This window comes from Paenibacillus sp. FSL R7-0204 (genome assembly GCF_038002225.1).
In the GTDB taxonomy this organism is placed as follows: domain Bacteria; phylum Bacillota; class Bacilli; order Paenibacillales; family Paenibacillaceae; genus Paenibacillus_AQ.
This window is the reverse complement of the sequence record NZ_JBBOCA010000001.1, coordinates 2,629,935-2,642,795: the sequence shown is the minus strand read 5'-3', so window position 1 is coordinate 2,642,795 and position 12,861 is coordinate 2,629,935. Positions and strand designations below refer to the sequence as shown.

Below are 12,861 nucleotides of genomic sequence, written 5' to 3'. Positions count from 1 at the left end.
TCACATATATTCGGTCCATATGTCGCTGTAACACATCTTATCCACAATAGAAGGAAATCATAGTTTCCGAAACAAGTACAAAGAGATATCCCAAACTGCCGTGGCAGGCAGTTCGGGATATCTCTAAACTACGCTAATTATAGGATTTGAAACACTGGCTGCTCCGGAATGAAGTGCACCGGCACATCCGGGAACTGCCGGCTCAGCCGCTCTGCCAGCAGCTTCATTCCCGGCGCTTCGCTCTCGGCATGCCCGAGCATGATGAGTGACCTGTCCTTGCCCTGCCGGACCGCATCCCGGATATACTCAGGCACCTCCCATTCGAAGCCTTCACCGGCGATGACCAGATCAAGCGACTCCTGCTCATACATCGGGATGACCGTACTGCCGTTCCCCCGGAAACCCACCAGCACCCCCACCCTGGAGCATGTAGCAGAGAGGTTCCCGGCAACGCGTACATAGGGAATGTTCAGCTTCCGCTTCACATATGCAGCAGCCTCCGAAACGGTCATATCAGGAATAGTGAGGATCGATACCTCAGGCAGATGCCGCTCTATATATTGCTCCCAATCCAGCTCCTGTAGCAGCCCTTCCACGATTCCGTCCAGTGTATAGCGGTGTATCGTGTCATGGAAGCGGTAGATACCTACCCCGCTGCTTGTAATCAGCGCAGACTTCTGCCGGTAGACGGAATCCTGCTCCAGCGCGCTCCCGTGTCCTTGGTGGCTATAAAATACACCTTCATGCGTGATCACCAGGTTGGCGCCAAGCCGGACCGCCTGCTCCACTACATACTGCGAAGCGGCGAAGGCAGTCACGATTCCCTGCACTTCTGTTCCCGCAGTGTCCGGCGCAAGCTTATCCACCGTATTCACGGGCAGCTGTACCCCTGCATTCAAGTGTTCCATCACATCACTGAAAGTCAGTGCCATGAGATCTTATCCTCCTCGATGTTACTCAAATGGTCCGTTCTAACTTAATAGATGGTCCGGCTTAATGCATCTGCAATTCCGCTCTTGCGGTAGAAATACGTATTAATCTGGTCACGCCATTCCTTGGCATGAACCGCCTGCCCCTTAAGTCGTTCTTCCACCTGAGTGTACAGGCCGTCTGCGATGCTGCCCTTCAGTCCGCCCCATGCGTCCAGCAGCCCTTCGGCACGTTCTGCACCTTCGAAATGCGTATCGTAGATATGCTGAATCACGGTTTTGCCGGAATGCAGCACATGAGTGTACGGTACATGATGGAAGAACAGCAGCAGCTCATCCGGGCAGTCCTCCAGCGAATCATAACGCAATGCGTTGCTGCCCATGTACTGCGCGCTGTAGCCGGTACCGGTATTCACGGTACGGTCTACCCCGATGCCCTGATGATCGGCATAGTGGTAGGTGCCCCACATCGAATATTCATAACCGTCCACATTCGGGCCGTAGTGATGCTCGGGATTGATCATCCAGCCTACGCCAAGCGGCGAGGTATAAGATTCATAGATCTCCCAGGAATTCAGCAGAATCCGGCTGATTACCCCGGCTACTGCGGTGTCTGTACCGAACGTCAAGGCGATCCACTCTTCCGCAATCTCTTCCGCGCTCAGCTCAGGATTCCAGGCCAGCCGGCCGAAGCCGTAGAGATTCGCCTGGGCCAGCAGATGGCCGGTCCAGTTCCGGTCATTACCCACATTGGATACCGCCGCAATGCCGCTCAGGCGGTTGCCCCACAGCGATCCGTCAACGATCCGCTTCACCGGCGCTGTTCCGCCCTTAGCCTGTGTGTCGAACTCCATAATCTCTTTCCATTGCGGAACGAGATAGCAGACATGACGCTGCTGTCCTGTGTACTCCTGGGCGATCTGGAATTCGATCACATGGTTAGTCCGTTCCAGTGCGCCGAAGAGCGGAGATACCGGCTCTCTGACCTGGAAATCCATCGGGCCGTTCTTGATCTGCAGAATGACGTTATCATGGAACTGGCCGTCCAGCGGCTTGAAATGGTCATAAGCCGCTCTGGCCCGGTCTGTCTTGCGGTCACGCCAGTCCTGCTTGCAGTTGTATACAAAGCAGCGCCAGATGACGATGCCGCCATAAGGCTCCAGGGCTTCGGCCAGCATGTTGGCCCCGTCTGCATGGTTCCGCCCGTAAGTGAACGGGCCGGGCCGGTTCTCCGAATCAGCCTTGACCACGAAGCCGCCGAAATCGGGAATAGCGGCATAGATGTCGGCCGCTCTTGACTTCCACCATTCCCGCACGCCTGCATCCAGCGGATCTGCACTGCCGACTTCCCCTTCATGCATAGGCCCGGCGAAGTTCACGCTCAGGTACAGGCGGATGCCATAGATGCGGAAGATATCAGCGATTCTCGCCACATCCGGCAGATAGGTAGAGATAAACAGCGTCTCAAGTGCATGAACGTTAACATTGTTGATCGCTATTGCGTTAATGCCGGCGGTAGACATCAGCCGCGCATAGTCTGTAATTCTATCCATATCCTTCGTGAACTGGTTATTCTCATACAGGAAGGATCTGCCGGAATAGCCGCGCTCCACACTGCCGTCGAAATTATCCCAGTGATTAATCATCCGCAACGAATTCACAGGATTCACTACTTCATCCAGATTCCCGATATCCTTGCCGCTGGCGATCAGGCGCAGAAGATGGAAGACGCCGTATAACACACCTGCCTGGGAAGAAGCCCCTACAGCAATGCATTTACGGGACTGGCTGGTACGAATGGCGAATCCTTCTGCTCCCAAAGCTTGGACCGTCTTGTCCTCGAACAAGCCCTGGATCAGCGGATGATCACCCGTGAAGGTGCCGAAGGCCACACCGAATTCTTCCGGCTGCGGCTTGGAGACAGCCTCAAGGTCCAATAGCGAGGCAATGCCTCTTGTCCATTCCTGAAGTGCAGCCTGGATGGTCTCCCCGCCTTCCGTAACGGATACCGCTCCGCACCATTTCACATATTGCTTATATAGGGGGCCTTGTTGAAGCTTAGGATAGCTTAACCACGCATTGTATCCGCTGTCATATTGTGCAGCATACTCATTCCCGGATTGTTGTCTCATGTCCATATCTCCTCCGCATACATCTTGTATACTAGATTTCATTCAGGTTCATCCTACCACGCAGCCGCAGCCCCGGAACATTGTCAAATCACGCTAATATTTACCCAAATCAAGCAGAATCCTGTATACTAATAACAAGTGTACATCCCTATCAAGAGAACGCAAAGTATCAGGGGGCGATCCTATTGGTTGCAGCTTTTGAACCGCCTGTCCCGGGGCAAAGCCTTAGTGAAACTATCATCCCGGATGTGAAAACCACGCTCAACCTGTTCGGCATGCATCTGCGCAAGGTGAGCGGGGAATGGGATTATCCGCAGCACGCCCATCCCCAATACGAATTCAATTATGTGCTTGAAGGGGAGCAGCAGCTCACGGTCAACAACCACAGCTATCTCCAGCGCGCCGGGGATCTGGTCCTCTTGAGGCCGGGCGATATCCATTCCAGCCGCAGCGGAAACGGCGGAGCCTTCACCTATTTCTGCATCCATTTCGATATCGATGACAAGCTGTTCATTTCACTTCTCAGCCGGCTGAATCATGTATTGTTCACCTCAGAGAGCAATGTTGCCCACAGATTAGGACCGCTCCTCAGCAGGCTGGTGGAGATTTCCACCTCCGGCTCCGGCAGCATCACGATCTCCCAGCGCATGAGGCTGCAGTCCGCCGTCTTCGAGCTGTTCGCCCAGCTCTGGGAGGTCTTCTCCCTGGAGGCTGACAATTCCTCTCCGGGTACTTATGAGCGAATCGAGCTGGCCCACCAAATCCGCAGCCGCCTCCAAAGCCTGATCTATCAGCAGTTCAAGCAGGAGGTGCCCTATGACAGCCATTATGGCGTTGACGACATCGCCGCTGAGCTGGGGATCAGCCCCTCGCACTGCTACCGGGTCTTCCGCCAGGTATTCGGCCTCTCCCCCCGCGTCTACCTCTCTGAGCAGATACTGCATGAGGCCAAGGTGCTGCTGGATGACCACAGCTTGACGGTCAGCCAGATATCGGGCCTGCTCGGCTACCGCGATATCGCCCATTTCAGCAGACAGTTCAAGCGCTGGAGCGGCAAGTCGCCGCGGGAATACCGCGAGGACAGGAGCTGGGCAGAGCACGAAGCCTGAACAACCTTATATCAAGTAGAAGCGGCTTCGCCGTCCTTTTAAAGGACGGTACCGTTTCAGCGAGAAATAGAAGGATAAGTTATCGTGTGCAACATATAAGTTCTTATATTTTTAGTAAAAGCCTGCACTCATGGATGATGAGGGCGGGTTTTTTGCGCTATTGCGGGCGGGGCTTGATGAAGGCCCGCCCTATTTTTTGATATACGTGGCGAAATGCTCCTGGAGGTTGTTGGAATCGATATCCGCCCGCAGATGGTGGTGCAGCAGCTCGTCGATCCCCGCGGTGTCGCCCTGCACGATATAATCCAGAAGCTGCTGATGCTCCTGCTGAATCGCCGCCAGCTTCTCGTCCTTCAGCATATGCAGCTTGCGGTAGCGGATGTAGTGCACATTGAACTGCTGGAGCACACCCCACAGGAATTCACGCCCGGCCAAGCCGAACATCGTGCGGTGGAACTGGTCATCGAGCTGCAGGAACACCTCCGCCCCCTCCGCCTGCTCGATACATTTCTGCTGCTGCGCAAGGTTGTCCCTCAGCTCATGCAGCCCTTTTAGCGGGATATTCCCGGCCAGCGATTTCATAATTTCCTTCTCCAGCACATTGCGCAGGTAGATAATCTGTTCCACGGACTCCAGGTCTATGTAGGATACGAGATTGCCTTTTTTGGGATAGATATCGACGTATTGCTCCAGGGACAGCTGCTTCAGCACATCACGAATCGGCGTCCGCGACAGCTGGAAGCGCTCGGATAGAGCCGTCTCACTGATCATCGCCCCCGGCTTCAGCTCAAGGGAGAGAATCTCCTGCTTGAGGTAGGCCATTATTTCTTTTTTGGAAGTCATGGAATAGACCAACTTTCTGTTCGGGATTGTTCTTCCCCCCATTATATAGAAAAGGGATATGAATTTCATTGACAAAGATGTACGCATAATCTATGATCATTACGAATCGAATCTTGTATACAAGATTATGCCACATGTAACGCTGGTTCTATAAGGTCAATTGTCACAAGGCTTCGGATGGTTATCATTTGTATTTATGCTTATCTTACTTAAGGAGGAAAATGACAATGAATATGACTTGGAGATGGTACGGCGAGGGCAACGACAACATCACCCTTGACCACATCCGTCAAATCCCGGGCGTTATGGGCATCGTCTGGTCGCTGCACCACAAGGTGGCCGGTGAGGTCTGGGAAATGGAAGAAATCCAGAAGGTTGCCGATCAGATCACAGCCAAGGGCTTCAGCACAGCGGTTGTTGAAAGCGTCAACGTTCATGATGATATCAAGATCGGACTGCCGTCCCGCGACAAATATATTGACATCTATATCGATACAATCCGCAAGCTCGCCAAGGTTGGCGTCAAGGTCATCTGCTACAACTTCATGCCGGTGTTCGACTGGACCCGTACCGAGCTGTACAAGGAGCTCCCGGACGGATCGAATGCACTCTTTTATGAAAAGGCTGCCATTACCGATAATCCGCGTGAGATGGTGGACCGCATCCTGAAGGGTGCCGGACAATTCACGATGCCCGGCTGGGAGCCGGAGCGCTTGGCCAAGCTGGATGAGCTGTTCGCGGCTTATGCTGACGTTACTGAGGATAAACTGTTCGACAACCTGAAGTATTTCCTGGAGCGCATCATTCCGGTATGTGAAGAAGTGGATATCAAAATGGCAATTCACCCCGATGATCCGGCCTGGCCGATCTTCGGACTGCCGCGCATTATCCGCAGCCGCGATACGATCCGCCGCTTCCTGGACATGGTGGACAGCCCGTATAACGGCCTGACCTTCTGCACCGGCTCGCTCGGCACCAACCCGGAGAATGATCTGCCGGCGATGATCCGCGAGTTCAATGACCGGATTTATTTTGCCCATATCCGCAATGTGAAGGTGTTCGATAACGGGGACTTCATTGAGGTATCCCACCGCGGACGCGACGGCAGCGTAGATGTTGCTGAGGTTGTCAAGGCGTATCATGAGAGCGGCTTCACCGGTTATGTGCGTCCGGACCATGGCAGACATCTCTGGGGCGAGGAAAAGAACTGCCGTCCGGGCTATGGCCTCTACGACAGAGCGATGGGCATCATGTATCTGCTCGGCGTATGGGACAGCCTGGAGAATGCCAAGGGGGCCAAGTAAATGCTGAGTCTGAACAGAAGCAGCATGGAGGAGCGCGCAGCCTGGGAAGCCGCAGGGGTAGAGCTGCCAAAGTTCGACTTCGCAGCGGTCGCGCAGAATACGTTAAAGAAGCCGGAGTGGGTTCACTTCGGGGCGGGCAATATTTTCAGAGGCTTCGTGGCGAATGCGCACCAGAAGCTGCTGGACAGCGGCAAGGCTGACACCGGCATTATCGCCGCCGAGACCTTCGACTTCGAGATGATCGACAAGGTCTACAAGCCTTACGACAATCTGACCCTACTCGTGCTGATGAATGCGGCAGGCGACTTCCAGAAGCGGATCGTCAGCAGCATCGTCGAAGGCATCACGGCAGACAAGACGAGGGAAGCGGACTACAGCCGCCTGACTGAGATTTTCGAGAATCCCAGCCTGCAGATGGCGAGCTTCACGATTACGGAGAAGGGCTACTCCCTGACGGGACCGGACGGACAGTATCTGGGCATTGTGCAGAAGGACATCGTCGGCGGGCCGGAGCATCCGGTTCATGCGATGAGCATCGTGGCTTCCTTCGCCTACAAGCGTTACCTGAAGGGCCAGTACCCGATGACCTTCGTCAGCATGGACAACTGCTCGCATAACGGCGACAAGCTGAAGAACGGCATGGTTACGATCGCCAAGGAATGGGCCGCGAAGGGCCATGTCGAGGAAGGGTTCGTGGCTTACCTGGAGGATGAGCAGAAGATCACCTTCCCGCTGTCCATGATCGACAAAATCACCCCGCGCCCGTCCGAATCCGTCCAGGCAGCATTGCTGGAACAGGGCATCGGCGGCATGGATGTGATCGTTACCTCCAAGAATACGTACACCGCTCCCTTCGTAAATGCGGAGATCAGCGAGTACCTGGTCATTGAGGACAAATTCACGAACGGCCGTCCGGCGCTTGAAGCAGCCGGTGTGATCTTCACGGACCGCGACACGGTTAACAAGGTGGAGACGATGAAGGTAACTACCTGCCTCAACCCGCTGCATACGGCACTGGCGGTAACTGGCTGTCTGCTCGGCTACACGCTGATCGCCGATGAGATGCAGGATGCTACGCTTCGGAAGCTTGTCGAGACTATCGGCTACAAGGAAGGCCTGCCCGTTGTTGTCGATCCCGGCATCCTGAGTCCGAAGCAATTCCTGGACGAGGTGCTGCAGGAACGGTTCGCCAACCCGTTCATCCCGGACACTCCTCAGCGGATTGCTACGGATACCTCGCAGAAGGTCGGCATCCGCTTCGGCGAGACGATCAAGTCGTATATCCGGCGCGGGGATCTCGACCCGGCCCAGTTAACGGCGATCCCGCTGGCGATTGCAGCGTGGTGCCGGTACCTGCTCGGCGTGAACGATGAAGGCGCTGCGTTCACGCTGAGCCCTGACCCGCTACTGGAATCGCTGCAAGCGCGGCTTGAAGGCGTTGCTCTGGGCGCGGATGCGCAGCAGGCCTTGAAGGTGCGCGCGGTGCTGGAGGATAAAGCTATCTTCGGCGTAGACCTGTACGCCGCCGGACTAGGCGGGACTATAGAGGCTATGTTCACCGAGATGCTGGCTGGTCCGGGCGCAGTAAGGGCTACGCTGGAGAAGTATACGGCCTGAGTGTGGGCGGTTGTGCGCGAACACGCGAACATAAGTAGAAAGGCCAGGCTCTCCTTGAATAAGGAGGGCTTGGCCTTTTTTGGGTGGTGAGCGTTACAGGGTTGCAGGGATGGCCGGTGGCGGGGAAGTTAGAGTATAAACCGGTCCGCTTAGCTAAGTGTTGCGTTCTGCTGCACAAATTACATTAGACTGCGGAGTTGGCCCGCTTCCGGCGAATTCAGGGGCACTTGTGCTCTTTATTTGCCCGTTTAGCCAACTTTCCCCTGATTCAGGGGCACTTGTCCTCTTCATTTACTTAGTTAGCGCGTATCTGGATAAATCAGTGGGATTTATACCTCTCATTTCCGCCTCCCGCTCACTTTTGGTGAATTCAAAGGGATTTTTCCCTTTCAGTTGTTCATTCCGCTAGTTTTCCTTTAGAGCCTTAGTTTTATTGAAGCATCATCTTCGATGCTACAGCTACTGAACGCCCTACTCCTGCTCCAGATACTCAAAGTAATCGAAATCCGCCGGATGCAGCGTGCCGCTGAGGTCCTGGGCGCACATGCCGATGAAAGTGCCGGTGAAGCGGATGTAAGCCGGGAAATCATCGGACAGATGGTAGATTTCCAGAGCCGGGCCGATCTTCTCCCAATCGGAGCCGCCGGTGCTGTAATAGAACTGGGCGAATTCGCCGTCAATGACGACCTTGAGTGCTACACTTGCTCCGGCTGGCAGCGGGACTTCAGGCGTCAGAGTGTCTTCAAAGACTCCATCCTTGGAGCGGATGAGTCCCAGAGTTCGGCCAAGGACTTCATCGTGCGTGATCCGCAGATAGAGGTAATCCATCGTATCGTAATAGACGATCAGGCCGGCCATCTGCTGGAAATGCTGCGGCTCGAAGTCCACCGAGGTCTCAGCGCTGCAACGGAAGGCTTGCTGGCGCAGGGCGACCAGGCTCTGACGGTGCATGGAGCTCATAGATTCCCTGCCACGCAGGCGCAGGTATCCCGGACGCTCCTGAAGTGAGAGCCAGGATTCGTCCGCAGGCACCCGCAAGGTGCTCCAGCGGACATCCAGCTGCGGGGCCTCGAAGTCGTCGCGAGAAGCGGCTGGCGCAAAAGGATGCGCCGGAAGATCCGGGCCTTCCACCGTCAGCGATGGAGCATTTCCGCCCCCGGACAAGGCCAGCCAGCCGTCTTCCGTAAATATGGCGCGCTGAATCGCCGTCTCCCGGCCCAGATTGCAATACTTGTCCTTGACCGGACGGCCGCACAGATGGACCATGTACCATTCGCCGGTCTGCGTCTCGACCAGGCTGGCATGGCCTGCTTTTTGCAGCGCAAGCTCGGGGTGTCCTGCAGAGGTCAGCAGCGGATTAACGGGAGCGGTCTCGTAAGGACCTTCAATCTGCTTCGCGCGGGCTACCGTTACCGCATGATCATACTGCGTACCGCCCTCAGCGGTAATCAGATAATACCAGCCGTCCTTCCTGTACAGGTGCGGGCCTTCGGTCAGCTTCAGCTCCGTTCCTTTGTAGATGTTAGTAACCGGGCCGATCAGGCGCTGCTCTTCCACCGAATATTCCTGGAGCACAATCCCGGCGAAGCTGTTGCGGCCGGTGCGGTGATCCCACAGCATATTGACCAGCCATTTGCGCCCGTCCTCATCATGGAACAGCGAGGGGTCGAAGCCGCTGCTGTTCAGATAGACCGGCTCAGACCAGGGGCCTTCAATATTCTCGGCTGTCACCAGATAGTTTGGTGTATCTTTGAAGGCACCCTGGCGGCTTTTGACATCGGTATAGATCAGATAAAAGAGTCCATTGTCGTACGTGAGGCAAGGTGCCCAGATGCCGCCGGAATCAGGGTCCCCCTCCATATTAAGCTGCGAGCTGCGGGTCAGCGCATAGGTCAGCGGCCGCCAGTTCACCAGATCGCGCGAATGATGAATCCGCACACCGGGGAACCACTCAAAGGTTGAGGTGGCGATGTAATAGTCATCTCCAGCCCGGCAGATCGACGGGTCGGGATGAAATCCGCGCAGAATGGGATTATGAATCAGATTTCGGCTCATAGTTTCTCCTCCAATGCTTGCCGTCCTGCTTCCAGTAAGGCAATGATTTTGTCAGTATCGTAGATACAGCCCTTCCAGGTTCCGCCGCTGGCTGCTTGAAGCGCAGCCCACAGCCGGGTATCCTCCGGCAGGCCCGGATCTACCGCCAGGCCCGGATGCGGTGTCCGCGAAGCCAGAATCAGCATCCCCGCTTCCTTGGTCAGCGGCTCATCTCCCTCGCCCACCAGGTTCACGCTTCCTTCCAAGTTCACCGTATCAATCCGCACTTCTACCCAGTCATTATCACGAAGCTTGCCGAGCGGGCCGCCGGCCAGCGCTTCCGGCCCCATGTGGCCGATGCAGGCACCTGTGGAGACGCCGGAGAAGCGGGCATCCGTGATCAGCGTGACATATTTGCCGTACGGCAGATGCTTGAGCGCCGAGGTGAGCTGGTAGGTCTCCTCCATCCCCGTTCCGCTCGGCCCGCGGCCGATGACGGCCAGAATATCCCCCGCTTGGACCATACCCAGCTTGATGCTGCGGATGGCGGCTCTCTCGGTGGTGAACACCTTCACTCGTCCGGTATGGCGATAGACGCCCTCGCTGTCCAGAACGGCTGGGTCAATGGCTGCCGATTTGATGACTGCACCTTCGGGGCAGAGATTGCCGATAGGGAACGTCATAGTAGACGCCATCCCCTGGCGCTTCGCTTCCTCCGGGCTCATAATGACAGAATCCGGGTCTACACCATCTGCTTCCAGCAGCCGCTGACGCAGATCGGTCCGCCGCTGCGAGCTCTCCCACCAGTCCAGATTCTCGCCCAGTGTCCGTCCGGTCACCGTCAGCACGGACTCGTCAATCAGTCCCAGCTTGCGCAAATGCAGCATGACCTCAGGAACTCCCCCTGCAAGGAACACCCGGATTGTGGGGTGAGGCACTGGTCCATTCGGCAATACACTGACCAGGCGCGGAACCATCCGGTTCACCCGGTTCCAGTCCTCAACGGTCGGAACCTTCAGCCCGGCGGCATGGGCGATGGCCGGCAGATGCAGCAGCAGATTCGTAGAGCCGCCGAAGGCAGCGTGCAGCACCATGGCATTCTGGATCGACTGATCTGTCAGAATGTCACTCATCACGATTCCGTTCTGATCCAGATGCTGAAGGGCCCGGGCCGACTGGCGGCCGATGTTCTTCCAGATCGGCTGCCCCGAAGGAGACAGGGCCGAATGCGGCAGCGCCATGCCCAATGCCTCCGCAATCACCTGGGCGGTTGCGGCGGTGCCGAGGAACTGACAGCCGCCGCCCGGCGTCGCACAGGCCCGGCAGCCGAGATCTGCCGCTTCCTCCAGGGACAGCTCCCCGTTGCTGTAGCGAGCCCCGATGCTCTGCACCTTACCTGCGTCCTCTCCCTCTATAGGAGGCAAAGTCACGCCGCCGGGAACGATGATGCCCGGCAGCTTGTGCATCCCGGCAAGGGCCAGCAGCATGGCGGGTAAGCCTTTGTCGCAGGTAGCTACGCCAAGCACACCCTTACGGGTAGGGAGTGAACGGATCAGCCGCCGCAGCACGATGGCCGCATCATTGCGGTAAGGCAGGGAATCGAACATGCCTGTGGTTCCCTGGGAACGGCCGTCACAGGGATCGCTGACATATCCGGCGAACGGAATTCCCTCATTTGCGGTAAGCTCCTCCGCAATCTCCTCCATCATCACGCCGATCTCCCAGTGACCGGTATGATATCCGAGCGCCAGCGGAGTGCCGTCCTCGCGCCGGATGCCGCCCATCGTTCCGAGAATCAGATACTGGGGCCGGTTCAGCAGCAGCGGATTCCAGCCCATGCCCGCGTTCTGAGTCATGCCAAAAATCTCTCCGCTCGGCGCATTCCGCAGCACCTCCCCGGTGATCGGCAGCTGACCTGCCGGCCCTTCCGCAGCCGTATGTACCGGAACAGCTTCAATGATGTCTTCCTTCATAATCTCTTGTACGGTCAATTTCACAGTAACCCCTTCTCTCCCTCAGAATGAATGTTCTTGCCCGGATGCCTAAGCTAAGACAACGAGAGCTTCACTGCCAGCGCCTTTACCTCCCGCAGCGCAATCTCCCGCTTCGCCTCGAATGCATGCTGAAGCATCGAAGTGCTGACAGCGGCAACAGCCTTGCCTGAGGCATCCAGAACCGGCGCTGCCACACAACTGATGCCTTGGATAATCTCCTCCTGATCCAGCGCATAGCCGGTCTTACGAATCGCTGCCAGGGCTGCTATGAACTTAGACCAGTCTGTGAGCGTGCGGGCAGTGACCGCAGGCAGCATTTTACCCGGATAACGCCGTTCCAGCTCCCCCTCCGGCAGCAGCGCCAGCATCATCTTGCCCATCGCCGTCGCATGTGCCGGAAACCGCATCCCGGGGCTGGACTCCAGCCTTACCAGGGATTGCCCCTCCTGCTTGGCCAGGTAAATAATCTCATCGCGGTCCAGCACCGACAGCTGAAAGGTCTCCCCCACCGCCCCGACACTCTGCACCGACTCTGCCAGAAACCGCTCTACCAGATTCATATTCTGCTTAAGCGAATCATTATAGACGGTATTATAATAGGAGATCCCGGCGCCAAGCACATACCTCTCGCCCGCATCCTTCACCACCCATCCCAGAGTCTCCATTGTGCGCAGCAGCGAGAACATCGAGCTTTTGTTAATGCCGGTCTCCTCGCAGAGATCTGTCATTTTGAGCGCTCCGGTCTGTCTTGAGATGGCCTTAAGAATCAGATCAGCCCGTTCCAATGCCGGAACCCAGTACTTCTGGTCCACACCTTCATTCCCCTCTCATAAATCCATTGATTAAGCCTTCCAAGTTCACTATAATAATCATATGTTTATAATACCAAACCAGGAGGC

Annotated in this window: 9 protein-coding genes; 3 read left to right on the top strand and 6 right to left on the bottom strand. The window is 56.3% G+C overall.

All coding sequences use genetic code 11. From position 1 onward, the window contains the following. Positions 1-137: 137 nt before the first annotated feature. Together MKX42_RS11595 and MKX42_RS11590 are read right to left on the bottom strand one after the other, a co-directional pair. On the bottom strand, positions 138-932 hold the full coding sequence (locus tag MKX42_RS11595) for a Nif3-like dinuclear metal center hexameric protein (RefSeq protein WP_340752635.1): 795 nt from the start codon (positions 930-932) through the stop codon (positions 138-140). A gap of 44 nt (positions 933-976) precedes the next feature. Further along, entirely contained in the window at positions 977-3,061 is a 2,085-nt protein-coding gene (locus MKX42_RS11590) for an alpha-glucuronidase family glycosyl hydrolase (RefSeq protein ID WP_340752634.1), read from the bottom strand. 185 nt (positions 3,062-3,246) lie between these two features. Here MKX42_RS11590 and MKX42_RS11585 point away from each other — a divergent pair, with 185 nt between their 5' ends. Next, entirely contained in the window at positions 3,247-4,170 is a 924-nt protein-coding gene (locus MKX42_RS11585) for a helix-turn-helix domain-containing protein (RefSeq protein WP_340752633.1), read from the top strand. A gap of 189 nt (positions 4,171-4,359) precedes the next feature. Here MKX42_RS11585 and MKX42_RS11580 read toward each other — a convergent pair whose 3' ends face one another. After that, a complete protein-coding gene (locus tag MKX42_RS11580; RefSeq protein ID WP_340752632.1) occupies positions 4,360-5,013 on the bottom strand; it encodes a GntR family transcriptional regulator in 654 nt (217 codons plus the stop codon). Positions 5,014-5,240: 227 nt separating this feature from the next. On the opposite strand from MKX42_RS11580, the gene uxuA reads away from it, so the two are divergent. Both uxuA and MKX42_RS11570 read left to right on the top strand, forming a co-directional pair. Then, positions 5,241-6,317, top strand: coding sequence for a mannonate dehydratase (uxuA, locus tag MKX42_RS11575; RefSeq protein WP_340752631.1), 1,077 nt, complete (start codon positions 5,241-5,243; stop codon positions 6,315-6,317). Beyond that, positions 6,318-7,934: a mannitol dehydrogenase family protein gene (locus MKX42_RS11570; RefSeq protein ID WP_340752630.1), complete on the top strand. Its 1,617-nt coding sequence runs from the start codon at positions 6,318-6,320 to the stop codon at positions 7,932-7,934. A 471-nt stretch (positions 7,935-8,405) separates the two neighbouring features. Here the strand turns inward: MKX42_RS11570 and MKX42_RS11565 are convergent, their stop codons facing one another. The 3 genes from MKX42_RS11565 to MKX42_RS11555 all read right to left on the bottom strand — a co-directional run bounded on the left by MKX42_RS11565 (position 8,406) and on the right by MKX42_RS11555 (position 12,774). After that, positions 8,406-9,989, bottom strand: a complete 1,584-nt coding sequence (locus tag MKX42_RS11565) for a glycoside hydrolase family 43 protein (RefSeq protein ID WP_340752629.1) — start codon at positions 9,987-9,989, stop codon at positions 8,406-8,408. After that, a complete protein-coding gene (locus tag MKX42_RS11560; RefSeq protein WP_340757669.1) occupies positions 9,986-11,941 on the bottom strand; it encodes a YjhG/YagF family D-xylonate dehydratase in 1,956 nt (651 codons plus the stop codon). Before MKX42_RS11560 ends, MKX42_RS11565 begins: the two co-directional genes overlap by 4 nt. Positions 11,942-12,015: 74 nt before the next feature. Beyond that, entirely contained in the window at positions 12,016-12,774 is a 759-nt protein-coding gene (locus MKX42_RS11555; RefSeq protein ID WP_340752628.1) for an IclR family transcriptional regulator, read from the bottom strand. Between the last annotated feature and the right edge of the window lie 87 nt (positions 12,775-12,861).

What these genes read in the sequence shown, in the direction of transcription:
- MKX42_RS11595 (WP_340752635.1), bottom strand. Translation starts at nt 932, where the DNA reads ATGGCACTGACTTTCAGTGATGTGATGGAACACTTGAATGCAGGGGTA.
- MKX42_RS11590 (WP_340752634.1), bottom strand. Translation starts at nt 3,061, where the DNA reads ATGAGACAACAATCCGGGAATGAGTATGCTGCACAATATGACAGCGGA.
- MKX42_RS11580 (WP_340752632.1), bottom strand. Translation starts at nt 5,013, where the DNA reads ATGACTTCCAAAAAAGAAATAATGGCCTACCTCAAGCAGGAGATTCTC.
- uxuA (WP_340752631.1), top strand. Translation starts at nt 5,241, where the DNA reads ATGAATATGACTTGGAGATGGTACGGCGAGGGCAACGACAACATCACC.
- MKX42_RS11570 (WP_340752630.1), top strand. Translation starts at nt 6,318, where the DNA reads ATGCTGAGTCTGAACAGAAGCAGCATGGAGGAGCGCGCAGCCTGGGAA.
- MKX42_RS11565 (WP_340752629.1), bottom strand. Translation starts at nt 9,989, where the DNA reads ATGAGCCGAAATCTGATTCATAATCCCATTCTGCGCGGATTTCATCCC.
- MKX42_RS11560 (WP_340757669.1), bottom strand. Translation starts at nt 11,941, where the DNA reads ATGAAGGAAGACATCATTGAAGCTGTTCCGGTACATACGGCTGCGGAA.